A 24,913-nucleotide genomic window follows, 5' to 3' on the forward strand; every position below is an offset into this window, starting at 1 on the left:
CGAGGACGTCGAACCATCCCCGCTGAGGCGCGCGTCCTACAGCGATCGTCATGAGTAGTGAACGGGTGCGGTTTCCCGCAGGCTGTGGGATACCCGGCGACCTTAACAATTTCAGCGTGACCCGCGGGGCTGTTTGGCATCAGCTGAAATCCGTTGTATCGAAACGCGTTTTTCGAGTTTCTTCGGATTTCCTCGCTTCAAGGTTTCTGTCCTCTCACCAGACCCTGCTGGGATCAGCTTGATCCCCTTGCGGGTCACAATGGGCGCTCCCCAGGGGCATCCATGTCTGCCGATCTGCTCGAACAACCGGTTCTCGGTTCCCGCCGACTCTCCAACGTACTGGTGGCTCTGATGGTGAGCATCGGAGGCATCGGCTTTCTGCTGGCTTCTCTCTCCAGTTATCTCGGTAGGGATCTGCTGCCCCTCGGTCATCCTGCAGCCCTGATATTTGTGCCTCAGGGTCTCGTCATGGGGCTCTACAGCCTGGCCGCTGCCTTGCTGGCAACGTATCTCTGGTCGGTCATTGCCATTGACGTGGGTTCAGGCAGTAACCGGTTTGATCGTGAGGCAGGGGTGGTCACCATTTCCCGTCGCGGCTTTCGCAAGCCATTCAGTGTGGAGATTCCTCTCAAGGATGTGAAGGCCGTGAAGGTGGAGGTTCGGGATGGTCTGAATCCACGGCGGCGCATCTCCCTGCGTGTGCAGGGTCGTCGCGACATGCCGCTGACGCGGGTTGGTGAGCCTCTCCCTCTGGCACAGCTTGAGCAGGACGGCGCCGAGCTGGCCCGTTTCCTGGGCGTCAACCTTGAGGGGCTTTGATTTGATGGCGCGTCGTTCTCTCTGGGCCAGCTGTCTGGCCACTCTCCTTTGTCTGCCTTTGTTGGTGGGTTGCAACCCTGCCACCAATGCGTCTGTTCCTGTTGGTTGTGCTCAGGCCAGTAGTCCCTGCCTTAAGGGCAAGGCCACTGTGCTGCTGACCACCAGTCGTGGTGAGATCACTCTCGAACTGGATGGTGATGCGGCTCCGGTGACAGCGGGTAATTTCGTCGACCTCGTTCGACGCGGTGTTTACAACGGAACGGTCTTCCATCGGGTCGTGCGTGAACCGGCGCCATTCGTTGTGCAGGGTGGAGACCCTGCGTCCAAAGACCCGAACACAGCCAAGGCTGCCTACGGCAGCGGCAGTTTTATTGATCCGGCCAGCGGTCAAGCCCGATACATCCCTCTTGAAGTCAAATTCAAAAAGGAAGAGCAACCCCGTTACGGACGGGTGACCAGTAATCCCAGTGATCTCTTACAGATTGAACTGGCTCACGACCGCGGTGCACTGGCGATGGCCCGCTCGCAGGCACCGGATTCCGCCAGTGCTCAGTTCTACATCGCTCTGAGGCCTTTGCCTGAGCTCGATGGTCGCTACGCCGTTTTCGGACGGGTGGTGAAAGGGCTGGAGGTTGTTGATGCCATCCAGGCCGATGACCGCATCACCAAGGCGGCCCTGCTCACACCCACACCTTGAGCTTGCATTGGCTGTCGCCATAGCGACAGCCGCCAGGGCATTGGCTCAGGCGGGAACACGCCCACCCGTGATCGCCGCTTTCAGCAGTTCGGTGTTCACTCCGGAAGCCCGTTCCAGGGCCACCTTGCCGGTGCGAGCGATTTCGAGAATGCCATAGGGCGCCATCAGTCGCTCCAGAGCCACAAGCTTGCCTGGGTCACCAACCACCTCAAGGGTGAGGGCGTCGTCTGCCACGTCCACGACCTTGGCCCGGAAGACCTGCACCAGTTCCAAGATGGCGCTGCGCTGGTCGGGCGGTGCTGCCACTTTGAGAAGCATCAGCTCTCTTTCCACCGCTGGGATCTGCGAGAGGTCCAGTACCTGCAGCACATTCACCAGCTTGTCGAGCTGTTTGGTCATCTGCTGGAGGGTGTTTTCGTCTCCTTCCACCACCATGGTGAGTCGCGAGCGCCCCTCGGCCTCGGCCGGACCGACCGCCAGGCTGTCGATGTTGAAGCCACGACGGGCGAACAGACCGGCGATGCGGCTCAGGGCGCCGGATTCATCCTCCACCAGCACGGACAGGGTGTGCTTCATTCCCCTCGTTTCGTTTGCAGCGGACGTTTGCTCTCCAAGTTACGGTCCAGCCAGCTCAGCAAGACCTGATGAAAGGCATCAGGGGTTTCGTCATGGGGGCAATGGCCGCTGTTGTCGATCACCTCCAAGTCCAGCCAGGGATATTGCTTCAGCAGTTGTTCTCCGATCACTAGAGGGACAAAACGATCCTCCCGACCCCAGACCAGCAGCACTGGAATGGCCTCTGGATTGGAGGAGAGGCGTTCGATCAGGGCCGGAGCCGTCGCCCCACGCGGTCGTAGGGCCATGCCAATGCTCATCGCCCGGAGGGCGCGGGCGGCCGTGGGGCGCCGTGCTGGAGCGGCCACCAGTTGATGCAGCTCACGGTCGGTACGGATCGAGCGGTGATAGGCACCCTGAAGGCCAAGGCGGAGCAGTGCGGTACGGCTAATCAGCGGGATCAGCACTCCTAGCGGTAGAAGTCGCATCGCCATCACAACGAAGGGCTTTCTCAGCCGGCGCCAGAAGCGAGATCTGCGGAGTGGCAGTGGCTGCATCAGGGCTGGATCCGGTAGCGGAGCAGCGACGACGGCGGCCACCAGGTCGGGGCGGAGGACTGCTGTGGTGAGGGCTGTTAGCCCTCCAAGAGAATTGCCGACCAGCACCGCCGGCCTGGTGGCATCGGCCCCCACCACCTGTTCGAGAAAGGCACTGAGCTGTCTGGCCCAGAGGCGGTTGTCGAGAGGTCTGCGATGGTTGTGGCCTGGTTGTTCGGAGCGTCCGAATCCAATCAGATCCAGGCCATACACCCGGTACCCCGCCTCAGCGAGCTGAAGTGCGTTGTGCCGCCAGTGGTCGCTGCTGGCGCCGAATCCATGTAGCAGCACCAGTGCCTGACCCTGCCTAGGGCCGTGCACGCGCCAGTGGCTTTGCATGCCCTGCCACTGCCAAGTTGCGCTCTCCCCCCAGTCGGTTTGGCGCACCACCCCCTGCCCGGCAGTCTGGAGAGCGGTTGCATCCACGGGCATCTGAGCCACGACACATCTCACTATCGCGAAGGTGCTGCCCAGCTGGAGCTAGGTGACGGCTTCTTCCGGCCGGAGTCCCGACCTTCTCGGGATCTCTCCGTGCTGATGGCGGCCTGGCAGTTGCGGCAGCGCGGAGAGAGCCCCTGTCGATGGCTGGATCTGATGGCGGGTTGCGGGATCCGATCCGTGCGCTGGGGGCTAGAAGCGCTGCCAGCAATCCGCACCTCATCAGCGGTCACGCTCACCGTCAACGATGCCGATGCTGCACGCCAGCTCCTGCTGCAGCGCAACCTGGCTCCACTTCGTTCAGCGCGTCTCACCCTCGCCTGTCATCAGGAGCCGGCGGAGGTGCTGTTGCGTCGTGCCTATCTCGATCAGCATCATTTCGACCTCATCGATCTGGATGCCTTCGGCTGTCCGAATGGGCTGCTGCAGGCCAGCTTGCAAGCGCTTGCGTTCGATGGGGTGCTGCTTTTAGCCAGTACGGACGGCCGCTCGCCCACTGGTCATGACAGGGTTGCTGCGGTTCGTAAGTTCGCTGCAGCGGCGCGGACCCATCCGGCCAGTTGGGAGGTGGCCCTGCGCTTGCAACTGGCTGTGCTGGCGCGGGAGGCCTGGATGCTGGGCCGTGGTCTAGAGCCCCTGGCTTGTTTCAGTGATGGCCGCACCTTTCGATTGGCGGTGCGGATGCGGCGACGGCTGGCCGACGGGGAGGAGCAGCAGCTGGGATTGCTTGCCCGTTGTGCGCGATGTGGGGCCCAGGCAGTGCAGCCACTGCTGAGGCTTCAGGGTTGGCCGTCTTGTGCTTGCGAGGGCACTCAAGGGCGTTGGGCTGTGACGGGACCCCTCTGGCTGGGGCCGTTGCAATCGCCTGTTGTGATCAGCGAGCTATTGGAGCTCGCTGATGCTCTGGAGCACACGTTGGCGAAGCCAGGGCGTCGTCTGCTCCAACGTCTGCAAGCCGATCCGGGCCTGCCTGTGTGTTGTTGGTCGACGGCTGAACTAGCCCGACGACTACAGCTCCAGGGCCCTCCCTCTCTCCACGATCTGGTGGGGGTGCTGCAAGCGTCTGGGTATCAGGCCTGCGCCAGCGGGGTGATGGCCGGACAGCTCCGCACAGATGCTCCTCTCGACAGCTTGTTGCAGGTTTGCCGCCATCTCGGCCGTAAGGATCGTTAAATGGGTGTTGAAACGATTTTCCCCCACCATGGCCGCGGAGATTTTTGGAACTGCTGCAATCTTTTGGGTTCTGATCCCCGTTGGTCTTGTGGGCGGAGCTTTGCTGCTCAAGCTCCAGGGTGACTGAAGCCAAGCTCCCGATCAGCAAGTCATCCCTTTAGGCTCCTGCACTTGTGCGAGCGAACCCTATGCAGGTTCTGGTGGTTGGAGCAACTGGCACCCTTGGAAGGCAAATTGCCCGCCAGGCCCTGGATGCAGGCCATCAGGTTCGCTGCATGGTGCGAACACCCCGAAAAGCATCCTTCCTCCAGGAGTGGGGTTGCGAGCTCACCCGCGGTGACCTGCTCGAGCCCGCCAGCCTCGATTACGCCCTCGAGGACATGGATGCGGTGATTGACGCGGCCACCAGTCGACCGGACGACCCTCGCAGCGTTTACGAGACGGACTGGAACGGCAAGCTCAACCTGTTCCGAGCCTGTGAGAAGGCTGGGGTTCAGCGTTTGGTCTTTCTCTCTTTGCTGGCTGCAGAGAAGCACCGTCAGGTGCCCTTGATGGACATCAAATACTGCACTGAGAGGCTCTTGGAGCAATCAGAGCTCGACTACACGATCCTGCAGGGCGCAGCCTTTATGCAGGGTGTGATCGGTCAGTTCGCCATTCCCGTGCTCGAAAGTCAGACCGTGTGGGTGAGTGGCAGTCCTACCGCGATCGCCTATATGAACACCCAGGATGTGGCGCGCTTCGCCGTGGCTGCGCTGGAGCGTCCTGAAACCGTGCGCTGCAGCTTCCCTGTGGTCGGTCCAAAAGCCTGGAATACCGGTGAAGTGGTGCAGCTGTGTGAGCTTTACAGCGGAAAGTCGGCTCGGGTTTTTCGGGTTCCGCCGGCTTTGATCCAGTTGCTGCAAGCCGTCTGCAATTTCTTCGAGTCGGCTGTGAATGTGGCAGAGCGTCTTGCGTTTGTAGAGGTGACCGGTGGCACGGAGGGGCTCGATGCGCCGATGGAGGCCAGCTATGGCGCTTTTGGGCTCGAGGCTTCGGAAACGACCTCGTTGGAGGACTACATCCGTGAGTACTACGAGACGATTCTCAAGCGACTGAAGGCGATGGAGGCTGATCTCGATAAAGACGCCAAGAAGAAGCTGCCCTTCTGATCGCAGGCATGACGTCTTTCGGCATTGTTCGAGGGCGATGCGTAGTTTGTCCTTCCGGACAAGTTCGCTGGTGGTGCAGCCCCAGACTCCGATCAATCCAATTGGTGTCAATTCAAGCCAGAGCTCTCGCCGCTTGCGCAGTCAGACCCGCGAGCAACCGTGACCACCCTGTCCTGTAGTGCAGATGTACTGATTCTTCGGTAAGATGGCCGGGTCTCCTGCGTCGTCGTTTGCGATGTCCGTCGCTCAAATCAAGAATCTGCAGCGTCGCCTCGACAACCTCAACCGTGAGGCGGAGGCCGAGCTGACCCGATCCTGTGGCCATGAGCTCTGGCGCACGCTCGGTTTCGATGCCTTTGACGGGCTCGAAGATGCTGACCGCAGGGCCACTGCCAACTACTACTACGGCCAGTGGCAGACCGTTCGCGAGCTCCAGGATGTCTTGGGGTGAACCCGAAGGCGTCGCTTGAAAGCGTCGCCTGCTTGGATAGGTGCCGAATTGATCAACTTGGCTTGATGAGTAGCTGCTGCGGCCCTGTGACGCCTCTGGATCAGACCAGTGCCGTTGAAGCCCGCTATGGCGCCGCAGCCCAAGAGCAGGAAGCCTGCCTTTGCACCCCTGTCGCCTTTGACCCCAAGTGGTTGAAGGTCATCCCCGCTGAGGTGGTCGAACGTGATTACGGCTGTGGTGATCCCACTCGCTGGGTTGCGTCTGGTGACACTGTGCTCGACCTCGGCAGTGGCAGTGGCAAGAACGCTTTGATCTGTGCCCAGGTGGTGGGCGCAGAGGGTGCCGTGATCGGAGTGGATCGCAATCGCGACATGTTGGGGCTCTCCCGTCGTGCGGCCGCTGTGGTGGCTGAGCGCATCGGCTTCAGCAACGTCAGCTTTCTGGAGGGCGCGATTGAGGCCCTTGATGCACCAGGGCTGGATGGTGCTGCGTTGATCGCCGATGCGAGCGTGGATCTGGTGCTCAGTAATTGTGTGCTCAATCTGGTCAACCCTTCTGCCCGTCAGCGCCTGCTCAACAACATCCGCAGGGTGCTTCGGCCTGCAGGTCGAGTGGCGATCAGCGATATCGTCTGTGATCGCCCCGTTCCTCTCGCCTTGCAGGAGGACCCTGAGTTGTGGAGCGGTTGTATCAGCGGGGCCTGGGAGGAGCAGGCGTTTCTCAACGACTTCAAGTCACTGGGATTCGAAGCTGTTTCCTATGCCCACCGGTCTGAGCAGCCATGGAAAGTGGTTGAAGGCATTGAATTCCGTGCCGTTACCCTCGTTGGTGCCTTGCCGGGTTCGGGGCGCTCCTGCTGCTGAGTAGGCGGTTGAGTCTCCTTGCCTCGTCGGGGCTGACTCGGCGCCACTGCCCTGGGGCCAGGCCCTCCAGGTTCAAGTTTGGTTGGCCATCCATCAGGTCGAGGCTGGTACGGATCAGTCGCAAGGTGGGTAAGCCCACCGCCGCTGTCATCCTGCGCACCTGTCTGTTGCGACCTTCGCGGAGTGAGAGGGCAATCCAGCTGGTGGGGATCTTTGCTCGAAAACGGATGGGGGGATTGCGCTCCGTGACCCCGAGACTCAGGGCTGGCTCCAGCAGTGCTGCCTTGGCGGGCAAGGTCATTGTTCCCTGAATGACCAATCCGCGTTCCAGCTTCTGCAAATGCTCGTGCTTGGCTTCGCCTTCCACCTGGACCCAGTAGGACCGCCAGTGGCCGAAATGCGGGGAGGTGAGCCGATGCTGAAGACGGCCGTTGCTCGTGAGGAGCAGCAGGCCCTCGCTGTCAGCGTCGAGGCGGCCGGCGGCATACACATCGGGGACTGGAACTAGATCCGCTAGACAGCCCCAGCGGCTGTTGGGTTCTGGCGTGAATTGACTGAGAACGCCGTAGGGCTTGTGCAGGAGCAGGGTGGAGCGTTGGTCTGCCATCACCGTGCACTGGCTTGATGTAGAGACATGGCCCGGGATGACGGAGAGGCAGGAGTAGGCGTCATCAACTGGCCTTGAGTGAGGCCATCCCGCTCACAATCCAGACGGGGCGTCCATCACGCTAGGTAGAGCTTTGACGGGCTCGCCACAAGTTGACAACGCCGATCGAAATCAGCAGCAGCCCAAGATCAAGAGTGAGAGGCGGCAGAATCATTTGGTCCGATCAGCGACATGGACCCTAGAGACAAACAACCGTCCTGTGGTCGAGCAGGTCGCCACCTAAACTGTCCTCAACTACAGAGCTCAATCGCCGGCGCATGATCGAAACCTCGGGCGTGATTGAAAAGGAGCAGGGCAACGGGTTCTACCTCGTGACCCTCGAACAGTCCGCAGGTCACCAGTGTCTGTGCCGTGCTGCCGGCAAGCTCACGAAGTTCCGGATCAAACTGCTGGCTGGCGACAAGGTGCTGGTGGAGATCAGTCCCTACGACCTCACGCGCGGTCGGATTACCTATCGAGAGCGCAATGCCGGAGCCCCAGGTGGACGGCCTGGTGGAAACCGTCCAGGTGGCCCGCGCCGTCGCTGATCCAGGCTGAGCGAACTTGTGCTTCGCTTCGGGTCTGAAGCTGAAGTGTTTGGCGGCGTTTTGGATCCGATCAGCGTGCCGTTAGCAGTTGTTCGAGGGCTGCTTTGAACTCGTGGCGCTGTTTGACGCCACGCCACTGTTGTCTGAGTTCCTTGGCTTTGAACAGTTGCACCGTCGGAGTGCCGTTCACTCCGGCTTGTTCAGCGATCTCCTGCTCTGCATCGATATCGATCTCAATTCCTTGGGCTTGCCCCCCAAGTTCGTTGAGAACTCGTTTGAGCTGGGGCTTGAGCACATGGCAGGGGCCGCAACTGGGTGAGGTGTAGACGACCAGAAGTGGCGTGTCGCTGTCGTGATAGAGCCTGCGCAGCGCGTAGCTGCCCTTTTGCCATAGGGCATTGGGGTCATACGTGACCTCTGTAACGGCTTCACTCGGTTGGGGGGTCTCCGCCTGCTTGGGTTCCACCGAGTCCCGTCTCACCAGTTGGGCCAGGTTGTGGTGGCTGAGCCAACGCTCGGCCGCGAGGGCTGCCTGGCAGCCGCTGCCTGCTGCGGTGATGCCTTGTCGCCATTCGCCATCAGCCACATCGCCAGCGGCATAGACCCCTTCCAGCGAGGTTTCCGGGCGCCCGGGTTCGGTGATCAGGTAACCCTTGGCGTCGCACTGGAGTTGTTCTCGCAGCAGATCGGTGTTGGGGGTGTGACCGATGGCATAGAAGAGCCCCCGAACCGGCAATTGACTCTCTTCTCCACTGATGCGGTGGCGGATGGTGAGTCCGGTCAACCAGTCCTCTCCGAAGGCATCCACCAGTTCAGTGTTCCAGTGCACTGTGATCTGGGGGTTGGCCGTAACCCGATCCGCCATGGCTGCACTGGCTCTCAGTTGATCTGATCGCACCATCAGGTGCACATGGCTGCCGTACTTGGTGAGATACACGGCCTCCTCACAGGCGGAATCACCGCCACCAACCACTGCCAGTTCTGCGTTGCGGAATTGGGGTGTGGCTCCATCACAAATGGCGCAAGCGCTAATACCACTGCTCCAAAATCGTTGCTCGCTTGGCAGCCCGAGGCGATTGGCGCTGGCTCCAGTGGCAATGATCAGGGCCTGGGCGTGGATGGTGCGGCCCTCGGACTGAAGCCGGAAGGGTCTTTGGTTTAGGTCGATGGCGTCGGCGTCAGCTTCGACCAGGCGCGTTCCCCAGCGTTCCGCCTGGGCCTTCATCAAGTCCATCAGGTCCGGACCAAGCACGCCATCCGGGAATCCCGGAAAATTCTCAACGTGGGTGGTGGTCATCAGCTGACCTCCGGGGATGCCGCCCCGCTGAAAGCCTGTGATCAGCAGAGGGCTCAGATTGGCTCTTGCGGCATAAATGGCGGCGGTGTAGCCGGCTGGTCCCGAGCCAACGATGACGAGGTTTTCGACCTCACCCTCAGCGGATGTGTTGGATCCAAGCTGCCCGGGGGCGATCATGACTTAGGCGGAACGGGTATGAGTTAAGCCTAGGGCTGATGGCCCGCCTCTGTTGCATTATCTCTGTGGTGTCGGCGGATGTTGACCGGAATTACGCCAAGAATTGAGATGGAATTTAAGCAAAATTAATCTGCAATTTAACGTTCGCTTTAGATTTCGAGGGTGTTGTCGCTGGCGTCTCGATCGAGCTGGGGGCGTTTGCTCGGTGTTCGAGGCGCTACAAGTACAGACTCCTCAAGCAGTTCTTGGTGATCGCCGATACAGGTGATCCATTCTCGAAATTCCTGGGTGATTGCGTAACTGTCCTCATAGCGCTCAGCGCTGTCGAGTACTGCGATTCTTGTGCTTGCCCAGCAGGTCGCAACGCTGACTCGTCTTTCGATGGCTGCGTCCATGATCTGCTCCCAGATGTGGCCAGGCTGCTAGGTCAAGGGGACCATTCGCGCCTGAATTGTGCAGAACTTCGCATTTTTCTACGCAGAATGATGTCGTCATTGCTGCAGGAAACGGGGTAATTCCGGAGTGCGGAGACGGATCACTTCGCCGGCGCCATCGTTCACTGCTTCCAGGGGCAGGCTTGGTCCTCTCCAGCTGCCCCCTGAAGTTTCTGTGGCGTCGTCTTCGGGTTGATCGCTTCGAATCCGGTAGGGCTCCGATAGGGACCAACTGCGGGCATAGCTCATCAGCAGTGGATCGGCTGGCGCGAAGATGACGGAGGGGTCTCGAGGAATGTCTTCGATGGCTGACCGTTCTGAAGACATGCGAACCGCCCTCGTGATGCCCTGCACAAAGCGACTGCGGGTCACCACGGTGGTGAGGTAGGCCACCACCCTCAGTCGGGGGGCATCGAATCCTTCAGCGCACATGTCGATGCTGACAAGCCAGTCGGCCTGTCCTTCCTGAAATTGGGCGAGCCGTTGGGCGGCGTCTGGATCCTGAGAATGCACCAGGTCCACCCTGTCGCCCTCCTCCTCCAGCAGCCTCCCGATCGCCGAGGCGTGGTCAATGTCGCGGGCGATCACAAGACCACCCGCCCGGGGATGCTGTTGGCGCACGCGCTCGAGCTGTCGGCGCGCGCGCAGCAGCAGCTGTAGGGCAATGCTGCTGGAATCAGACAGCCGGATGGCGCGGCGCAGGTTGCGAGCACGCCAACTTTCACGTTGTTCGGCAGAGAGTGGTGACACATCCCTGTCGGGCATCCCTTCTCGGCTGTGTTCCACCCAGCCGTCCTGGAAGTGGAATTCCAGAGGGCGCACATCTCCGGCGGCAATCAGTTGCCGCGGCTCTACGCACAAGTCGGGGCTGATTTGTTCGACCAGTTGCCCTTGGGCTTCCACGCGCACGCGCCGGGCTGCGCAGAAGGCCAGGTTGTCCGCTCGGAAGGGCGTGCCTGTCAACCCGAGCCTCAGCCGGCAGCCATGGCTGAGGTCCAGAAAGGTCCGTCCCCAGATGGGTCCGTCCGGTTCGTCGGGGTCCATGCCGAGGTGATGGGCTTCATCGGCGATCGCCAGCAGGTCAGGTCCACCCCAGTGCTGCAGTGCCGCCGTCAAAGTGGGGAGCTGCCGCGCCGCAGCCTGGTAGGTGAGCAGCCATCCATCCGCTTGCTCTAAGAGGCCAGCATCGCCGCAGGCTGACCACTCTTCAAGGCTTAATCCCAAACCAGCGGCCGCATCACGCCACTGGCGCAGGATCGAGGTGCGGTGGCAGAACACCACAAAGCGCGACAGCCGGCCTTCGTGCTGCATGGCTTGAAATCCGAGCAGAGCACCAAGGGTTTTTCCTGCCCCGGGGCCGGCATGCACGAGCACATCTCTTCCCTTGGTACTGGCTGGATCACTGCGGCGTCGCAGCAGCTGGATCAGTTGTTGTTGCCAGATTCGCGGTCGGATGCGGGGTTGGTCCGCATCGGAGCAGAGAGCGAACGACGGTGCTGCGATGGGACTGATCGGAAAGATGAGTCTTTCTAACCATTCCAAACGGCTCAGGCATCCTTAGCTTCCGGCCATCAGCCCTGCGGGTGAGATCCCATTCGCGCCATGGCCAGACTTCGCTACACACCTGGATCCAGCCCCCAGCAGCCACAGCTGCTGGAGCACTGCTTGGCTCTGGACTGTGACATTGATCCGCTCATCCTCCGCGCCAGGCTCCTCCATCAGCAGGGACGGAATCGTCTGGCCCGAGCCTTGGAGCAGGAGGTGATGCCGCTCTTCTGAGCAGCACACCTCCTCATCCTCACAGTGCTTCGCTGTGATTCGTCAGAAGCCTCTGCACTTCATCCAAGCCTTCGCCTGCTGCTGTGCGGGCCTGCTCGAAATCGCCTTCGGCGCTCTCCAGAAGTTGGGAGGCGCAACGATCGAGCAGATCCTCTTTCTTCTCCCTGAGCAGGCTGAGCAGTTCACCATCAATCAGATAACGCACAGCCTGGCGTTGTAGATGCTCATCGCTGGCTTCTTCGAGCGTGCCTTCCACCAGTTCTTGGATAAACAGGCGGTGCACCTCACTGCTTCGCAGAAAGCTTTCAGTGGCGTTGATGATGCCGTCCACAAGGGTGCGGTCTGGCTCGGAATTCTCATCGGCCAGCTTGAATTCCCAATCGAGATGACGGCGCTGCCAGCCCTCTGCATGCAGGCTCGGCATCACGGTCTGCGTAAACGTGTCGACCGAAATCTCATAAATACGTTCAGCCAGGCGTTCGCACCATTCACGGCCGTGCTCTTGGAGAACCTCACGCATGGCAGTGCGCTCAACCGCATGGCCACCGTGGTGGCTGTGGCAGACGCCATCGGGACACTCGATCGCCTTAAGGCCCATGGGATTGCTCAGGGGGCTCTTTTTGCTTAGCCAGGGTGTCTTGATCACAAAGCAATCTTCAGGAAAGCTGCGGTAACCGATACGGCGACCCCGTAATCTCCCTTGGGTCGGCGGCGTCATGATCTTGCCCAGACTATTAATCCCTGTTGAGACAGCGGCGGCGGAAACACGCGTCGCTGTATCCCCGGAAACCATCAAGAAGTTCATCGGCCTGGGCTGTTCGGTTGCCATCGAGCAGGGAGCAGGTGCTTCCGCCGGTTTTGTTGATTCCTCCTATACAGAGGCCGGGGCCGAGCTGGTGGCCGTTGGGGATATTCAGGCTTGGGGGCAGGCTGATCTGCTCCTCTGCGTCCAGACCCCTCAGCAACAGGCCCTAGCCAAGCTGCGCAACGGTGCGTTGGTGGTGGGTCTGCTCTCGCCTTACAGCAACGAGTCGCTGGCCACATCCCTCAAGAGTTGTGGCCTTTCAGCCATGGCACTGGAGCTGCTGCCACGCATCAGCCGGGCGCAGTCTGCTGATGCCCTCTCCTCCCAGGCCAACATCGCTGGCTATAAGGCTGTACTGCTCGGGGCCGCTGCTCTTGACCGTTACTTCCCGATGCTGATGACGGCGGCGGGCACGGTGCAGCCGGCGAAGGTGGTGATCCTTGGTGCCGGTGTGGCGGGTCTGCAGGCGGTGGCAACCGCCCGCCGACTGGGTGCTGTGGTGTTCGTGAGTGATATTCGCCCTGCCGTCAAGGAACAGGTGGAGTCCCTGGGTGCCCGTTTCATTGAGCCCCCTGAGATGGACGACAAGCCCGCCGAATCCGGTGGCTATGCGAAGCAGGCCTCAGAGGCCTTTCTCGCAGCCCAGCGTCAGCAGCTTTCCGATCAGTTAGCCGAGGCAGATGTGGCCATTTGCACCGCCCAAGTGCCTGGTCGCCGTGCTCCCCGTCTGATTAGTGACGACATGCTTGACCGCATGCGCCCGGGGTCGGTGGTGGTTGACCTAGCCGTGGCTCAAGGCGGTAACTGCGCTGACACCCAGCCCTCCCAGACGGTTGATCGCAAGGGCGTGAAGCTGATCGGGGCCAATGATTTGCCCTGCTCGGTGCCCAACCATGCCAGTGCTCTTTATGCCCGCAACCTGTTGGCACTGCTGGAGCCAATGTTCAAGGACGGCCAGTTCAGCCTCGATACCGAGGATGAACTCATCGCCGGTTGTCTGATCGCCCAGGACGGCAGCATCCGTCGCGGCGACGTTCTCACCCCCGGAGCCAACTGATGGATTCAATCTTTGTGAATGCCCTCTGGGTTCTGCTGCTTGGCAGCCTCCTGGGCCTGGAACTGATCGGCAAGGTGCCCCCCACCCTGCACACGCCGCTGATGAGTGGTGCCAACGCCATCTCTGGAATCACGGTGCTCGCTGCCTTGACCGCGATCATCAAATCGAATGGAAGCATCCCCCTGCTGGTGCTTGGTTCGGTGTCTCTGGGCTTCGCCCTTTTCAACGTGATCGGCGGCTTCCTGGTTACCGATCGCATGCTCGCCATGTTCAGCCGTAAGCCCGCCCGCAAGGAGAACCGCTGATGGACTTTCTTCAATACGCCATCGACCTGGTCGCCATCCTCTTGCTGGCGCTGGGCATCAAAGGTTTGTCGAAGGTGCGTTCCGCCCGGGGTGCAAACCAATTGGCCGCAGTCGCGATGGCCTTGGCCGTGCTCGGCCTCCTGATTCATTACCTCGGCACCACGGGCATCAGTTCAGCCGCTTGGACCTGGATCATCGGTGGCACCGTTGTGGGCGGTGTGCTGGGTGCGATCACGGCCCAGCGCGTGCCGATGACCTCCATGCCGGAGACCGTGGCGCTGTTCAACGGCTGCGGTGGCATGTCGTCGTTGCTGGTGGCTCTGGCGGCCGCCTTCTTCCCCGCTGCTTTCGGCGCCAGCGGCATGGTTGCCGTGGTGTCGATCGTGATCTCGGTGTTCGTGGGAGCAATCACCTTCACCGGTTCGATCGTGGCCATGGCCAAGCTTCAGGGTTGGCTGTCGACGCCGGCCTGGATGCAGAGCAAGGCCCGTCATTTCGTCAACATTGCCCTTGCCGTGGCATGCCTGGTGGCAGCGGTGGATCTGATCGCCAAGGGCGGCATGAGTGTTCAGGGGCTCTGGTTGCTCGTGATTGCCTCCAGCCTTCTCGGCATTGGCGTCACCCTGCCGATCGGCGGTGCAGACATGCCCGTGGTGATTTCGCTGCTGAACAGCTATTCCGGCGTGGCTGCGGCCGCGGCAGGTTTTGTGGTGGGCAGTCAGCTGCTGATCGTGGCGGGCGCCATGGTGGGTGCCGCCGGCCTGATCCTCACGCAGGTGATGTGCAACGGCATGAACCGCTCGCTGGTCTCCGTGTTGTTTGGTGGTGCCCTTGGGGCTTCAGCAGTAGCCGGAGGTGGCGGTGGTGAATACACCAACATCACTAGTTGCAGCGTGGAGGAATGTGCTCTCACCCTGGAGGCTGCCGAGCGTGTCGTGATTGTTCCCGGCTACGGTCTCGCTGTTGCCCAGGCCCAGCACACCCTGCGAGAAGTGACTCGCTCGCTTGAAGCTGCTGGCATTGAGGTGACCTATGCGATCCACCCTGTGGCCGGCAGGATGCCTGGGCATATGAATGTGTTGCTGGCGGAGGCTGATGTGCCCTACGAGCAGCTCAAAGAGATGGATGTGATCAATCCTGAGTTCCCCGCCACCGATGTGGTGCTGGTGCTCGGTGCCAATGACGTGGTCAATCCCCAGGCCAAGACTGATCCAAACTCGCCGCTCTATGGGATGCCTGTGCTGGATGTGCAGCAGGCACGCACCGTCTTCGTGGTGAAGCGCGGCATGAGCGCCGGCTATTCCGGCATCAAGAACGATCTGTTCGAGCTCGCCAACACCTCGATGGTGTTTGGAGATGCCAAGAAGGTACTGGGTGATCTTCTGGGCGAGCTCAAGGAGCTTGGCGTCGGCAAGAAGTGAGTCTTTCCCAGTGACAGACCACGTCTCCGGCGTGATCGAGAACCCCCGGCTGCTTGAGCAGCTGGGGGTTCCTCCGTATCAGCAGCGCTGGCCATGGCTGGGGGGCGATCTCCAGACCCTTCGCGACACCTTGCGGCCCGTCTCTCTCCCACCGGATCACGGTGCTCCGCTCCAGATTTCTGTTCCTGCTCTGGCCAGTGGTGCCGCTGAAGCCGGTCAGCTGCTGGCCTATTTCGATCGTCCCATTGCGCCAGTGGATGGGGGCTGTTCCCAGCCAAGGGCTCTGGTCGTTCTCCTGCATGGACTAGGCGGCTCGAGTCGCCGCGAGGGCCTGCGTCGGCTTGGACTCAGCCTGCAGGGGGCAGGCTTCGCCGTGCTGCGACTCAACCTCCGGGGTGCCGATCCCGGACGTGATCTCGCTGGTGGGACCTATGCGGCCTGTTGCAACAGTGATCTTCTTCCGGTGCTGGAACGGGCACGCCAGCTGGCCGCAGACCTTGCCAGCGAGGCCAGCCAGTCCAGCCCAATTCCTCTCTATGGGGCAGGTATTTCCCTCGGAGGCACCATGCTCCTCAATGCCTGCCTGGCGATGCCAGGGGCGCTGGATGGTTTGTTCTGTGCCAGCAGTCCCCTTGATCTGGCCCTGTGCAGCGCATCGATCGAACGCCCACGTAATCGGATCTATCAGCGCTGGCTTCTGGAACGGCTGGTGCGACAGACCCTCGCCGACCCCTTCGGTGTGAGCGCCGATGAGGAGAAGGCTCTTGGTCTGGAGCCGCCGCGCACGATCCGGGCCTTTGATGCCGCGATTACGGCACCACGTTGGGGTTATCGCGATGTGGATGCCTACTACGCCGGCGCCTCTCCCTTGCCCAGGCTGTTGGACCAGCCCATGGCCTTGCCGCCCACGATGTTGCTTCAGGCGATGGATGACCCTTGGGTGCCAGCGGAGTCCGCCAGGCGTCTGCAGAGTGCACTGGTGGCCTCAGGCCAAGATGGCGATCTGGATCGGGTGTGGGTGCTGCTCACCCACCGGGGCGGTCATAACGGCTTTCATAGCCCTGGCGACAGTCTCAGACAGGGCTGCTGGTCGGATCGGCTGGCCTGCGCATGGTTCAGCCGCCGCTGTGCGCAGGATCAAGGTCGGTGATGGCTTGAATCAGCTCGAACCTCAGGCCCATGGTTGAGGCTGAAGGGACTTCGATCCCCACTGTTCCGATGACCGAACAACAGGCTGATGTGATGCTGTCCCTCGCCGATGAGCTGATTCAAAATGGCAGGCCTGAATCGGCTGAAGTGCTGCTCTCCCTGCTGCAGAGCGAGCTGCTCTCGCCTGAATTCATGCTGGATGAGCAGCAGACCTGACGCTTGAGAGTGGTGTGCGCTTGAGCATCCATTGCTGGCAGGGCCTGCCTCGCACCACGTGTTCGCGCAGGATTGTTTCAAGCCGTTCCGGGGTCACTTCGCGATACCAGATCCCATCAGGCCAGATCAGCAGGATCGGTCCCTGCTCGCAGATGCGCAGGCAATCCACCTTGGAGCGCAGCACCATCCCTTCAGGGCGTTGGGGATTCTCAAGGTCGAGCTCGCGGATCAGCCGCTTGAGGGCATCCCAGCTTTTGAGTCCCAGTTCGGGGTCACAGCATTTGGCTTTGGTGGGCGTGGCGCAGAGCAGGAGGTGATGGCTGATGCGTGGTTCCGGCGATGGTTCGCCGTTCATGCCGCGAAGGCGCCAGCAGGGATGTGACGGGTTCCACGGGCGACCTGTTCACGCACTGCCTGTCGCGCCCATTGATCAACAGACAGCACATCCTCAAGCTGGGGTTGGCTGATCAAGTCGTTCTTGTGTCGCTCACAGGCCGCTTCGATCACCTCGGGGATATCGAGGAAGTGAATCTTCTCTTCTAAGAACTGGGCGACTGCTTCTTCGTTGGCGGCATTCATCACGGCAGGCATGGTCCCCCCGGCGCGTCCGGCGGCGTAGGCCAGTTGCATGCAGGGGTATTTGGCTGGGTCGGGTTTGCGGAAGTCGAGCTGTCCTACCTCGGTGAGGTCGAGCCTGCGCCAGGGGGTTTCCAGTCGCGAGGGCCAGCTGAGGCAGTAAAGGATCGGCAGTTTCATGTCGGGCCAGCCCAGCTGCGCCAACACGGAGGAATCGGCCAGCTCGATCATGGAGTGAATGATCGACTGGGGGTGGATCACGATTTCAATGTGGTCGTAATCAAGGCCAAAGAGGTAGTGAGCTTCGATCACCTCCAGGCCCTTGTTCATCAGGGAGGCGGAGTCAACGGTGATCTTGCGCCCCATGCTCCAGTTGGGGTGGGAGGTGGCATCGGCCACGGTCGCTTTCTTGAGGTCCTCTGCCTTCCAGTCTCTGAAGGCTCCGCCACTGGCGGTGAGCTGGATGCGACGTAAGCCCGGGGTTGGTACCCCAGTGGAGAGGCGAGCGTTATCGGCCCAGGGAGTGCCTTGCAGGCACTGGAAGATGGCGGAGTGTTCCGAATCGGCCGGCAGCAGACGGCTGCCGCTCTTCTTCAGTTCTGGAAGCACCACCGGTCCGGCGGCGATCAGGGTTTCCTTGTTGGCAAGAGCGAGGTCTTTACCAGCGCTGATTGCCGCGAGGGTCGGCAGCAGGCCAGCGCAGCCAACGATCCCTGTGACGACAAGATCGGCGCTATCCCAAGACGCGGCCACGTTGAGGCCGTCGGCTCCTCCGACCAGTTGGGGAGCGGCTGAGCCGTGAATGTCTGCGCTGCGAAGTCGATCCTGAAGCTCTGGAAGCAGAGCTTCATCGGCGAGGGCGACGACCTCTGGGTGATGGTTCCGGATCTGTTCAACCAGAAGGGCCAGATTGCGACCGGCGGTGAGAGCCACAACCTTGAACTGTTCTGGGAACTCCTGGGCGATCTCCAGAGTCTGAGTGCCGATCGAGCCCGTGGAGCCCAGCACGCTGATGGCTTTCACGTCGATCTGGCGGTTGGATTCAGTTTCCCATGCCGAACCCTGGCAAACTTCAGCCAGCTCAAAGGGTCCCAAAGCGGATGGCGGTGAGAGAACACTGGAGGTCGAACCTGGGGTTTGTGCTGGCGGCTTCCGGCAGTGCCGTCGGTTTGGGCAATCTCTGGGGATTTGCCTACAGGGCTTCCCAGGGGGGCGGTGGGGCGTTTCTGCTGCTGTACCTGCTGATTGTTTTGGTGGTCTGCCTGCCGGTGCTGGTGGCTGAGATGGCTTTGGGCCGCAGCACCGGTCACAGTCCTCTGCTGGCGCCGGTGACGGCCGCTGGCAAGGGTTGGCAACCCCTCGGATGGCTTTTCATCGCAGCGTCCTGCGGCATCCTGGCTTTCTATGCCGTGCTGATGGGCTGGACAGGTCACACCCTCATCCATGCCCTCTTTGTGGGTCTTCCTTCCGATCAGGAGGCGGCCTCCACATTTTTTGCCGGTGTGAGCAAGGGCAACAGCGTTCTTGTCGGTCAAGGGCTGTCGCTGGTGCTCACCGCTGCGGTGGTGAGCACAGGGGTGCAAGGCGGGATTGAGCGGCTGTCCCGTTGGGCCTTGCCGCTGCTCTTCGCCTTGCTGATTGGTCTGGCGATCTGGGCGTCGGGTCTCGAAGGGGCCGCAGCTGGTCGTCAGACCTTCCTGCTCAATTTCGACAGCGCTCAGCTGTTCAACCTGACCACGATCCGTCACGCCTTCAACCAGGCCTTCTTCTCCATTGGCACGGGCATTGGGTGCATCCTGGCTTACGCGGCTTATTTGGATCGCCGTGCCCATCTGCCTCGGGAAGCCGTTGCGGTGGTGGGGATGGACACGGCCGTCGGCCTGCTCGCCGGTCTGGTTACCTTCCCGGTGGTCATGAGTTTTGGGTTGCAGAACACCGTGGGGGAATCCACCATCGGTGCCTTGTTTATTTCCATTCCCACCGGCCTCGCGTCGCTCGGACATACCGGGCAGGTGGTGGCGGTGTTGTTCTTCTTCCTGGCTTACCTGGCGGCGATCACATCCTCGGTTTCTCTGCTGGAGGTCCCCGTGGCGTCGTTGGTGGATCGTCTGGGTTGGACGCGTCGTCGGGCGGTCACCGTTGCCGCAACAGTGATCTTTGTTCTGGGTCTTCCCTCGGCGACTTACGGACCAGCGCTCGATTTCATGAGCGATGTCTTTGGCGGCGTGTTGCTGATCGTGGGCGGTTTGTTGATCTCTTTGCTGATGGGTTGGCGCGCTCCCGCCCGTTTTCGCGAGGATCTCTCCCAGTCCGGGACCCCTTCGGACCTGCGCCACGTGTTGCTATTTAGTTTGCGCTGGGTGTCACCGCTGGTGATTGCCGTGGGCCTGGTGATCAGCCTCTGGGATCTGCTTGGTCAGTGGTCTTCAGGGCTTTGCCCGGTTCTTCCATCTTGGTTGCCGGTCTCCTGGATGGTTTGCGCTTTTGGCTCAGCCCACGGCGGTTGAGTCTGAGTCGATCCCCATCCGTGTTCAGCTGGCTGCTCAGATCAAGGTCTGCAGCAGCATGGCCGACAGCTGCACTTCTCTCAGAAAGCACAACGAGGCCAGCATCAGCAGAATCATCGCGCCGATGAAGAGAGGCACCACCACCGCGGTGAGGTTGAGCTGAAAGACGACGCTCAGGAACATCGTTGCCACTACAGCGGCGATCAGCAGGGTGGTGGCAGTGAGCAGCCCGATGGCTCGGATCGTGAGCTGCATGCGCTGCCGATAGATGCGCCGAGTTCGAGCATCCATGCCCTCGGCTTCTCCCTTTTCATGCTGCAGACGAACCTGTTTGGTGGTGTCAACGATCCGGGCCAGTCGGCCTGAGAGCACGTTCATCAAGGCGCCGATGCCGGCCAGCAGGAACACTGGTGCTACCGAGAGCTGAATCGCCTTGGACAGGCTTTCGGGTTGCATGGTGATGGCAAAAACAAGCCAGGTGGACGGCATGACCGTCGGCTGAATCAGACCTTAGGGACGCGGTCAGAGCTTTTCATGCTTCAAGTCAGGTAGACAGGGTGCGATCACACGCTGCTACGGATGTTCTGGCTGAAGCGTTGGAATTTCATCGAGAGGGCCAAGCTCGAGCGTCAGCTCTGGGATGCATTCGAGCAGCGTGAAGATCTCGAGGCCAAGGTCAAGGCGTTACGCGAGATGGTTGAGAGCGGCACGTCGACCGATCTGGCTGAAGACCGTTTTCGACTCGAGGTGTGGTCCACCACTCTTGAACGGATTCGCAAGATCGAAGTGATGATGAAGGATCAGCAGCGCTGACCCTTCTGCTCGCTGCCCAGGATCAAGCCCGCCTCCACTCTGTGATCTCACCAGGCTTGTCGATGAGTTCGATGCCCTGTGCGGTGAGAGCAGCGCGGATGCGGTCGGCTTCGGCTAGTTCTGAATGATCGCTCCTGTCGAGGCTGGTTCGCAAGCTTATGCATCACCTCATGTGTAGCCGTGAGCTGAATTTGTCGGTCTTGGATCTCTGCAAGCGGGCGAAGTCGAGGTGATCCTGGTTGCACGCTTTCTCTGCGTTAGCAACCCTAAATTCAAAGATGATTGCTCTGTTCGCTCAGCGGCTGAAGAATACATGTTTTCATCAGGTCAATTATTTCTCTTATAGTCATTAGTTGATTGCTCAAGGCGCAAATGATGTTGAGGCTGCAGATCTCTCTCTTGGTTTTATGCTTTTGCCTGTCTTAAGCATCGCTGACGCATTAATTGAGCTGTTTCCTTCAGTGTTTCAGTGAAGGGTCTTTTCCGTGATGCCCTTGAAGTTCTGGGCGAAACTCACTACGTTTTTATAGTGGATCAGGGCGAGCTGCAATAAAATCCAGTTTATGAATCCGAGGAAGCTGTCTTGATCATTTATTAATGCTTAATGATTTCGTGAGGCAAGGGATGGCAAGCAAATTCAATTGACAGTTGGTTATCTGATTTCTTTTATATGAAATCAAAATCTCTAGTTCATGAAGAGATCTTTATAAAAGGCTGAAAGAAAATCGGGAGTTTCTGCCGAGTACCCCAAAATTTTGACAATATTATTTTACATGCGGCTTTAAGGAGCTATGCATATTTCAAGTGTTCTGGTGACAGCATTATGCGTGTCTGTACTGATCCAGCTCTATTGCGTAATTTTTAATGTTAACAAGTGGCCTTTTGTGGCCCAAAATATGTTTGCTCATAAATACAAAGGATTAATTAAAAGAATGGTCGTTGTGCTCTACCGTGAAAATGGCAATAAGTGTCTTGTTTTGCCAGGAGATGTGATTCCTGTTGCATTCTTTAGAGCACAAAGGGTATTGCTTAATATTTACACAAGTAAGGCCAATTCTGAAAATATTGAGCAATTTTCTAGAGACCTTTTGCATCGATTGAATTATCAGCCATGGACCAAATTTGATGAAATCAACAAATCGGTTGCGTGCTCCGAGAATAATAAGTTCATAGCATTTAAAATATACATAGCAGAGCTTGACCTGATAAAAGAAGAAAGACTTACAAAAAATTCTACAATAGAGGATGTGATTTCTAAAACCCACTTCTTTTGTGAGTACCGCTCTTAAAGTTCGCCATTCTTTGTTGTGCTATGCTCTCTTATCAAATGTTTTTCCAATCAAATTTAATTAGCAAGGTTTTAGCCTTTACTATTTTAGCTTTAGTCGCATCCAGGGAATATGGAATATTTTTACCCAGTATAGAGCCTATCATGTTGTCGGATTCTTCATTTAAGGAAGAGGCGAAAATATTTTCATTGGTTCAGTTTTACCCTGTTGCAAGAGCATTTTTAATAGGTTCTTGTATTTTAGTTTTTATTGGTGTTTATCCCGCAATTACTGTCACGTTGTTGGTAATAGGATTTCTTTTTTTAGATTGTTATTTTGCAAATCTAACTCCTGAAGTATGGCCAAACTTTTTTCATCTGCACTTTATAGGAATTTGCTGTATTTTGCTTGAAAGCCTTCGTTATTTGGAATTTCCGGCGATGCCGGCCAGCCCAGAGGTATTCACTACAGTTTATCAAGTTATATTTATACAAATTGGCTTGATTTATTTCTTTTCAGGTCTCGCAAAGCTGATACATGGAGGTGTGGCCTGGGCTCACAATGCAGAGTCTCTACATTTAATACTTCTCATGCGTGGTTCTTCTTTGGGCAAGTTAATACTTTCGCGTCCTTTCCCCCGGCGTATGGCAGGAACAGGAACAATTATTTTTGAGTTATTTGTACCAGTCTTGTTGTTTATACCAAATGGTTTTGTATATTTGTCAATATCCGCATTTTTATTCCATATGGCAACATATGCCTTCATTAGGATATCTTTTTGGCATTTATGGGGATTTTTTCCCGCTTTGATTTTTGAAATCCTAAGAAGCTCTGGGAGAATTTAAATTACGAAATTAAATTCTAAATTTAGCTATTACTCTCTTGTTGATTGCAAATATGGGGTGAGCTTGCTATCGCTTCGTTGGAAGTGTTGAGTCTTCTGATCCTAATGTTTTATAATCGTTAATTGTACACCATTCTGGTCGCAGATTAATTTTCCAAAGCCGCCAAATGGAATTGTTGTGTGTGGGGTTGTATGACCAATATCAATGCCAAAGGCGATTGGAATGTTTTTAAGTTGCACTATTTCCAAGATGTGCTTGATTGTTCTGGTGTCTAATTTCGAACTCGAAGGGCTTCTGCCAAAGATTAATCCTTTGATGTTCCCTGTGTCCTTGGAATAAAGGAGTGAAACTAATGTTCTTGTTATTTCGTTAGCACTACGAAGGTCTTCAAGTATCAAGATCACGTCATTCATTTCAGGCATGTATTCGGTTCCTTGCAGAAGATGGAGTGTGGTTAAATTACCTGCAATAATAGAACCTTCTGCAGTCCCCTCTTGAATACAAGTAATAGGTTTATTTTGTTTAAATATACGATCTTCTTGATTTAAAAACCATTCATCTTCGCTCCAGAAGCCGCTGGCTGTAATTGTCCATGGATCTTTCTGAAAAAGACATTTTTGGAACTCCTGAATTGTGTAGTTTAGACCCTTATCCATTCCAAAAGTAGAATAGTGTGGCCCACTATAAGTGACTAGCCCACTTTTTTTGAGAATAGCCGCAGAGAGTAATGTGATATCGGAATAACCGCAGAAAATTTTGGGATTATTTCTGATCAACTCGTAGTCCAGATAAGGAATAAGCTGATTTGCATGAAAACCACCAATTGCGGTCAAAATACATTTTATGGATGGATTACTAAATGCTGAATGAATCTCTTCAAGCCGCTTATTTAAGGGTAAGCATCCAAAAATGTCGACTTCCTGGGTTTCGGTAGAAGAGATAACTGTGAGCCCCATATTGTTTATGTTTTCACGTGCTTTGTTAAGCGTGTATTGACCTGTTGACCCTTTGCCGATTGTTTGGATGGATTTAGATGGAGAAATTACGCAAACGGTATCGCCGTGATTGAGTTTTTCGGGGAAAATTAATTTCATGGTCATTGTTGGCATTCACATTCAGGATGAATCGATATTGATTTTTCGACCGTCTTGTAGGATGATGAATCTAGAATGATTTGTTTTCCGGCTGTTTCCACCTCAAGCCCCAGAAGATAGCGAATTACTTCGTTTGTTGCCATTGAAGCTACAATGGTATTGAGTGGGCCGTATGACGTGGCTTGAAGTCTTGAATTAAGCTGGATTCTGTCAGTTGTCTTGTCTTCTTCGAGTCTGCAAAAATGACAGGCTGTTTGGCCAGGAATAATGAATGGACCAATGAGGCCATTGATCTCTGCGTAGCCTGCAGTTATGAAAGGAACTTTGCATTTTAGGGCTGCCTGATTAGTCCAAGAACATATTGTTTTTGGCGGGCTGTCTGCGGACAAAACCCATGCATCGCAGTCCCCCAAAAACTCTACTATCTCCTCATGGCTTTTAATCTTGCTCTCTTGAAGCGATATTTTGCAGGAACTATTTCTATCCATTAATCGCTTTTGTATTTGTTGTACCTTTGGCAGGCCAACATCAGCTTCTTCTAGTAGCACAACTCTAGGGAGGTTTGTCTCTTCCAGTAGGTCATCGTCCATCAGCTTGATGGTACCAACACCTGCTGCCGCCAAAAGCATCGCAACAGAAGACCCTATGCCCCCAGCACCAATTAATCCAACTTTCTTGTTTTTAAGGACTGAATAATCCTCTTTGGACTTTCCGAAGATGTCATAATATAGTTCGTGTCGATCGTAACGTGAGGTTGCTTGGCTGCTTTCTGTTTCTTCGATGACTCCATAGTCATATAGCTCTTTGACGCATTGGATGATGTTTTCGATGGAGGCGTCTGATGTGGTGTTTTTGAGGCGTGAGCAAAGATCTTCTAGGCTCGTCGGCTGGTTGAGTATTCTGCATAACTCTGCGAGAAATTCTGGTGGCTCTTCGAGTGTAAATGCGCGTGGTGGTGCCATCCAAAATTGAATTTTCCCGGATGGCGAGAGTTGAATTGAAATTGACCGTTTGATTTGAATTTTATCCATCTTGGTGACTCGGTTTTGGAAAATTGGGTGGGTAAATTTGGGTAGGGATTGTGGCTTGGTTGTCTTTTAAACTCTAGCTTGCTTGTCTGGATTGGTTGGAGGCCTTAATCTGAATTTTGGCATGGTTGCTGTTGTTCCTTTAGGCTCTTTAAGGATGGCCTGAGTGTTTAAGGAAGAAGATGATCAAGCTCAATGAGCTGTG

31 protein-coding genes are annotated in these 24,913 nt (G+C 57.4%); 18 read left to right on the forward strand and 13 right to left on the reverse strand.

The genetic code is table 11. From position 1 onward, the window contains the following. Window positions 1–282 precede the first annotated feature (282 nt). Window positions 283–819, forward strand: a complete 537-nt coding sequence (locus tag DXY16_RS00525) for a photosystem I assembly protein Ycf4 (protein ID WP_115118545.1) — start codon at window positions 283–285, stop codon at window positions 817–819. Between the two features lie 4 nt (window positions 820–823). Beyond that, complete coding sequence (locus DXY16_RS00530; RefSeq protein ID WP_115118514.1) at window positions 824–1,516, forward strand: peptidylprolyl isomerase; 693 nt, start codon at window positions 824–826, stop codon at window positions 1,514–1,516. A 45-nt stretch (window positions 1,517–1,561) separates the two neighbouring features. Here DXY16_RS00530 and ilvN read toward each other — a convergent pair whose 3' ends face one another. Next, window positions 1,562–2,092, reverse strand: a complete 531-nt coding sequence (gene ilvN, locus DXY16_RS00535) for an acetolactate synthase small subunit (protein WP_115019830.1) — start codon at window positions 2,090–2,092, stop codon at window positions 1,562–1,564. Next, entirely contained in the window at window positions 2,089–3,099 is a 1,011-nt protein-coding gene (locus tag DXY16_RS00540) for an alpha/beta fold hydrolase (protein ID WP_115118547.1), read from the reverse strand. Before DXY16_RS00540 ends, ilvN begins: the two co-directional genes overlap by 4 nt. Here DXY16_RS00540 and DXY16_RS00545 point away from each other — a divergent pair. The 5 genes from DXY16_RS00545 to DXY16_RS00565 all read left to right on the forward strand — a co-directional run bounded on the left by DXY16_RS00545 (window position 3,046) and on the right by DXY16_RS00565 (window position 6,743). Next, window positions 3,046–4,278: a N2,N2-dimethylguanosine tRNA methyltransferase gene (locus DXY16_RS00545; RefSeq protein ID WP_115118549.1), complete on the forward strand. Its 1,233-nt coding sequence runs from the start codon at window positions 3,046–3,048 to the stop codon at window positions 4,276–4,278. The genes DXY16_RS00540 and DXY16_RS00545 overlap by 54 nt on opposite strands. Window positions 4,279–4,306: 28 nt before the next feature. Continuing rightward, on the forward strand, window positions 4,307–4,405 hold the full coding sequence (gene petM, locus DXY16_RS00550; RefSeq protein ID WP_115019832.1) for a cytochrome b6-f complex subunit PetM: 99 nt from the start codon (window positions 4,307–4,309) through the stop codon (window positions 4,403–4,405). A 61-nt stretch (window positions 4,406–4,466) separates the two neighbouring features. Next, window positions 4,467–5,429 carry an NAD(P)H-binding protein gene (locus DXY16_RS00555; RefSeq protein WP_115118516.1) on the forward strand — a complete coding sequence of 321 codons (963 nt, stop codon included), beginning with the start codon at window positions 4,467–4,469 and terminating at the stop codon, window positions 5,427–5,429. A 235-nt stretch (window positions 5,430–5,664) separates the two neighbouring features. Next, window positions 5,665–5,880, forward strand: a complete 216-nt coding sequence (locus tag DXY16_RS00560) for a hypothetical protein (RefSeq protein ID WP_115019910.1) — start codon at window positions 5,665–5,667, stop codon at window positions 5,878–5,880. A 65-nt stretch (window positions 5,881–5,945) separates the two neighbouring features. Beyond that, on the forward strand, window positions 5,946–6,743 hold the full coding sequence (locus DXY16_RS00565; RefSeq protein WP_115118518.1) for a methyltransferase domain-containing protein: 798 nt from the start codon (window positions 5,946–5,948) through the stop codon (window positions 6,741–6,743). Here DXY16_RS00565 and DXY16_RS00570 read toward each other — a convergent pair. Beyond that, window positions 6,697–7,350, reverse strand: coding sequence for a pseudouridine synthase (locus tag DXY16_RS00570; protein WP_115118520.1), 654 nt, complete (start codon window positions 7,348–7,350; stop codon window positions 6,697–6,699). The genes DXY16_RS00565 and DXY16_RS00570 overlap by 47 nt on opposite strands. A gap of 317 nt (window positions 7,351–7,667) precedes the next feature. Here DXY16_RS00570 and infA point away from each other — a divergent pair, with 317 nt between their 5' ends. Next, window positions 7,668–7,937, forward strand: coding sequence for a translation initiation factor IF-1 (gene infA, locus DXY16_RS00575; RefSeq protein ID WP_115118521.1), 270 nt, complete (start codon window positions 7,668–7,670; stop codon window positions 7,935–7,937). 70 nt (window positions 7,938–8,007) lie between these two features. On the opposite strand, the gene trxB is transcribed toward infA, so the two are convergent. The 3 genes from trxB to DXY16_RS00590 form a co-directional block, all read right to left on the reverse strand. Then, a complete protein-coding gene (trxB, locus tag DXY16_RS00580) occupies window positions 8,008–9,411 on the reverse strand; it encodes a thioredoxin-disulfide reductase (protein ID WP_115118523.1) in 1,404 nt (467 codons plus the stop codon). Window positions 9,412–9,560: 149 nt separating this feature from the next. Further along, a complete protein-coding gene (locus tag DXY16_RS00585) occupies window positions 9,561–9,806 on the reverse strand; it encodes a hypothetical protein (protein ID WP_115019837.1) in 246 nt (81 codons plus the stop codon). A gap of 96 nt (window positions 9,807–9,902) precedes the next feature. After that, on the reverse strand, window positions 9,903–11,387 hold the full coding sequence (locus DXY16_RS00590) for a DEAD/DEAH box helicase (protein WP_244281468.1): 1,485 nt from the start codon (window positions 11,385–11,387) through the stop codon (window positions 9,903–9,905). 60 nt (window positions 11,388–11,447) lie between these two features. Here DXY16_RS00590 and DXY16_RS14495 point away from each other — a divergent pair, with 60 nt between their 5' ends. Further along, window positions 11,448–11,624 (forward strand): hypothetical protein, encoded by a 177-nt coding sequence (locus DXY16_RS14495; RefSeq protein WP_170953768.1) that lies wholly within the window; start codon window positions 11,448–11,450, stop codon window positions 11,622–11,624. A 19-nt stretch (window positions 11,625–11,643) separates the two neighbouring features. Here DXY16_RS14495 and DXY16_RS00595 read toward each other — a convergent pair whose 3' ends face one another. After that, window positions 11,644–12,222, reverse strand: coding sequence for an EF-1 guanine nucleotide exchange domain-containing protein (locus tag DXY16_RS00595; protein ID WP_115019912.1), 579 nt, complete (start codon window positions 12,220–12,222; stop codon window positions 11,644–11,646). Window positions 12,223–12,340: 118 nt separating this feature from the next. Here DXY16_RS00595 and DXY16_RS00600 point away from each other — a divergent pair, with 118 nt between their 5' ends. From DXY16_RS00600 to DXY16_RS00620, 5 genes are read left to right on the forward strand one after another with little or no spacing between them, the layout of a single operon-like run. Continuing rightward, entirely contained in the window at window positions 12,341–13,486 is a 1,146-nt protein-coding gene (locus DXY16_RS00600) for a Re/Si-specific NAD(P)(+) transhydrogenase subunit alpha (protein ID WP_115118525.1), read from the forward strand. Next, a complete protein-coding gene (locus DXY16_RS00605) occupies window positions 13,486–13,791 on the forward strand; it encodes an NAD(P) transhydrogenase subunit alpha (RefSeq protein WP_115118527.1) in 306 nt (101 codons plus the stop codon). The genes DXY16_RS00600 and DXY16_RS00605 overlap by 1 nt, the downstream gene beginning before the upstream one ends. Beyond that, the gene (locus DXY16_RS00610) at window positions 13,791–15,212 is read left to right on the forward strand and encodes an NAD(P)(+) transhydrogenase (Re/Si-specific) subunit beta (RefSeq protein WP_115118529.1); all 1,422 of its coding nucleotides are present in this window, start codon (window positions 13,791–13,793) and stop codon (window positions 15,210–15,212) included. Before DXY16_RS00605 ends, DXY16_RS00610 begins: the two co-directional genes overlap by 1 nt. Before the next feature lie 10 nt (window positions 15,213–15,222). After that, window positions 15,223–16,362, forward strand: coding sequence for a YheT family hydrolase (locus DXY16_RS00615; protein WP_244281469.1), 1,140 nt, complete (start codon window positions 15,223–15,225; stop codon window positions 16,360–16,362). A gap of 29 nt (window positions 16,363–16,391) precedes the next feature. Beyond that, complete coding sequence (locus tag DXY16_RS00620; RefSeq protein ID WP_115118533.1) at window positions 16,392–16,577, forward strand: hypothetical protein; 186 nt, start codon at window positions 16,392–16,394, stop codon at window positions 16,575–16,577. On the opposite strand, the gene DXY16_RS00625 is transcribed toward DXY16_RS00620, so the two are convergent. Beyond that, window positions 16,552–16,932: a ferredoxin gene (locus DXY16_RS00625; RefSeq protein WP_115118535.1), complete on the reverse strand. Its 381-nt coding sequence runs from the start codon at window positions 16,930–16,932 to the stop codon at window positions 16,552–16,554. The two genes, DXY16_RS00620 and DXY16_RS00625, sit on opposite strands and share 26 nt — an antisense overlap. Then, window positions 16,929–18,176, reverse strand: coding sequence for a 1-deoxy-D-xylulose-5-phosphate reductoisomerase (locus DXY16_RS00630; protein ID WP_115118553.1), 1,248 nt, complete (start codon window positions 18,174–18,176; stop codon window positions 16,929–16,931). Before DXY16_RS00630 ends, DXY16_RS00625 begins: the two co-directional genes overlap by 4 nt. 77 nt (window positions 18,177–18,253) lie before the next feature. On the opposite strand from DXY16_RS00630, the gene DXY16_RS00635 reads away from it, so the two are divergent. After that, window positions 18,254–19,660 carry a sodium-dependent transporter gene (locus DXY16_RS00635; RefSeq protein WP_115118537.1) on the forward strand — a complete coding sequence of 469 codons (1,407 nt, stop codon included), beginning with the start codon at window positions 18,254–18,256 and terminating at the stop codon, window positions 19,658–19,660. Between the two features lie 36 nt (window positions 19,661–19,696). Here the strand turns inward: DXY16_RS00635 and DXY16_RS00640 are convergent, their stop codons facing one another. Beyond that, entirely contained in the window at window positions 19,697–20,116 is a 420-nt protein-coding gene (locus tag DXY16_RS00640) for a DUF2721 domain-containing protein (RefSeq protein ID WP_115019914.1), read from the reverse strand. Window positions 20,117–20,239: 123 nt separating this feature from the next. On the opposite strand from DXY16_RS00640, the gene DXY16_RS00645 reads away from it, so the two are divergent. Further along, window positions 20,240–20,473 carry a hypothetical protein gene (locus DXY16_RS00645; protein ID WP_115019845.1) on the forward strand — a complete coding sequence of 78 codons (234 nt, stop codon included), beginning with the start codon at window positions 20,240–20,242 and terminating at the stop codon, window positions 20,471–20,473. A 22-nt stretch (window positions 20,474–20,495) separates the two neighbouring features. On the opposite strand, the gene DXY16_RS15225 is transcribed toward DXY16_RS00645, so the two are convergent. Continuing rightward, entirely contained in the window at window positions 20,496–20,627 is a 132-nt protein-coding gene (locus DXY16_RS15225) for a hypothetical protein (protein ID WP_256359578.1), read from the reverse strand. Between the two features lie 673 nt (window positions 20,628–21,300). Here DXY16_RS15225 and DXY16_RS00650 point away from each other — a divergent pair. Both DXY16_RS00650 and DXY16_RS14235 read left to right on the forward strand, forming a co-directional pair. Continuing rightward, window positions 21,301–21,762, forward strand: coding sequence for a hypothetical protein (locus DXY16_RS00650; RefSeq protein WP_115118539.1), 462 nt, complete (start codon window positions 21,301–21,303; stop codon window positions 21,760–21,762). Between the two features lie 23 nt (window positions 21,763–21,785). Next, complete coding sequence (locus tag DXY16_RS14235; RefSeq protein WP_137006990.1) at window positions 21,786–22,586, forward strand: hypothetical protein; 801 nt, start codon at window positions 21,786–21,788, stop codon at window positions 22,584–22,586. Window positions 22,587–22,687: 101 nt separating this feature from the next. Here the strand turns inward: DXY16_RS14235 and DXY16_RS00655 are convergent, their stop codons facing one another. Then, entirely contained in the window at window positions 22,688–23,686 is a 999-nt protein-coding gene (locus tag DXY16_RS00655) for a S66 peptidase family protein (RefSeq protein WP_170953770.1), read from the reverse strand. Then, complete coding sequence (locus DXY16_RS00660) at window positions 23,683–24,711, reverse strand: ThiF family adenylyltransferase (protein ID WP_115118543.1); 1,029 nt, start codon at window positions 24,709–24,711, stop codon at window positions 23,683–23,685. Before DXY16_RS00660 ends, DXY16_RS00655 begins: the two co-directional genes overlap by 4 nt. Between the last annotated feature and the right edge of the window lie 202 nt (window positions 24,712–24,913).

Source organism: Synechococcus sp. UW105, from assembly GCF_900473935.1.
Lineage (GTDB): Bacteria > Cyanobacteriota > Cyanobacteriia > PCC-6307 > Cyanobiaceae > Synechococcus_C.

Bases quoted from the DNA above. Each gene is read 5' to 3' on its own strand.
- DXY16_RS00525 (WP_115118545.1), top strand. From the start codon at position 283: ATGTCTGCCGATCTGCTCGAACAACCGGTTCTCGGTTCCCGCCGACTC.
- DXY16_RS00530 (WP_115118514.1), top strand. From the start codon at position 824: ATGGCGCGTCGTTCTCTCTGGGCCAGCTGTCTGGCCACTCTCCTTTGT.
- ilvN (WP_115019830.1), bottom strand. From the start codon at position 2,092: ATGAAGCACACCCTGTCCGTGCTGGTGGAGGATGAATCCGGCGCCCTG.
- DXY16_RS00540 (WP_115118547.1), bottom strand. From the start codon at position 3,099: ATGCCCGTGGATGCAACCGCTCTCCAGACTGCCGGGCAGGGGGTGGTG.
- petM (WP_115019832.1), top strand. From the start codon at position 4,307: ATGGCCGCGGAGATTTTTGGAACTGCTGCAATCTTTTGGGTTCTGATC.
- DXY16_RS00555 (WP_115118516.1), top strand. From the start codon at position 4,467: ATGCAGGTTCTGGTGGTTGGAGCAACTGGCACCCTTGGAAGGCAAATT.
- DXY16_RS00560 (WP_115019910.1), top strand. From the start codon at position 5,665: ATGTCCGTCGCTCAAATCAAGAATCTGCAGCGTCGCCTCGACAACCTC.
- DXY16_RS00565 (WP_115118518.1), top strand. From the start codon at position 5,946: ATGAGTAGCTGCTGCGGCCCTGTGACGCCTCTGGATCAGACCAGTGCC.
- DXY16_RS00570 (WP_115118520.1), bottom strand. From the start codon at position 7,350: ATGGCAGACCAACGCTCCACCCTGCTCCTGCACAAGCCCTACGGCGTT.
- infA (WP_115118521.1), top strand. From the start codon at position 7,668: ATGATCGAAACCTCGGGCGTGATTGAAAAGGAGCAGGGCAACGGGTTC.
- trxB (WP_115118523.1), bottom strand. From the start codon at position 9,411: ATGATCGCCCCCGGGCAGCTTGGATCCAACACATCCGCTGAGGGTGAG.
- DXY16_RS00585 (WP_115019837.1), bottom strand. From the start codon at position 9,806: ATGGACGCAGCCATCGAAAGACGAGTCAGCGTTGCGACCTGCTGGGCA.
- DXY16_RS14495 (WP_170953768.1), top strand. From the start codon at position 11,448: ATGGCCAGACTTCGCTACACACCTGGATCCAGCCCCCAGCAGCCACAG.
- DXY16_RS00595 (WP_115019912.1), bottom strand. From the start codon at position 12,222: ATGGGCCTTAAGGCGATCGAGTGTCCCGATGGCGTCTGCCACAGCCAC.
- DXY16_RS00600 (WP_115118525.1), top strand. From the start codon at position 12,341: ATGATCTTGCCCAGACTATTAATCCCTGTTGAGACAGCGGCGGCGGAA.
- DXY16_RS00605 (WP_115118527.1), top strand. From the start codon at position 13,486: ATGGATTCAATCTTTGTGAATGCCCTCTGGGTTCTGCTGCTTGGCAGC.
- DXY16_RS00610 (WP_115118529.1), top strand. From the start codon at position 13,791: ATGGACTTTCTTCAATACGCCATCGACCTGGTCGCCATCCTCTTGCTG.
- DXY16_RS00620 (WP_115118533.1), top strand. From the start codon at position 16,392: ATGGTTGAGGCTGAAGGGACTTCGATCCCCACTGTTCCGATGACCGAA.
- DXY16_RS00625 (WP_115118535.1), bottom strand. From the start codon at position 16,932: ATGAACGGCGAACCATCGCCGGAACCACGCATCAGCCATCACCTCCTG.
- DXY16_RS00635 (WP_115118537.1), top strand. From the start codon at position 18,254: ATGGCGGTGAGAGAACACTGGAGGTCGAACCTGGGGTTTGTGCTGGCG.
- DXY16_RS00640 (WP_115019914.1), bottom strand. From the start codon at position 20,116: ATGCAACCCGAAAGCCTGTCCAAGGCGATTCAGCTCTCGGTAGCACCA.
- DXY16_RS00645 (WP_115019845.1), top strand. From the start codon at position 20,240: ATGTTCTGGCTGAAGCGTTGGAATTTCATCGAGAGGGCCAAGCTCGAG.
- DXY16_RS14235 (WP_137006990.1), top strand. From the start codon at position 21,786: ATGCTCTCTTATCAAATGTTTTTCCAATCAAATTTAATTAGCAAGGTT.
- DXY16_RS00655 (WP_170953770.1), bottom strand. From the start codon at position 23,686: ATGACCATGAAATTAATTTTCCCCGAAAAACTCAATCACGGCGATACC.
- DXY16_RS00660 (WP_115118543.1), bottom strand. From the start codon at position 24,711: ATGGATAAAATTCAAATCAAACGGTCAATTTCAATTCAACTCTCGCCA.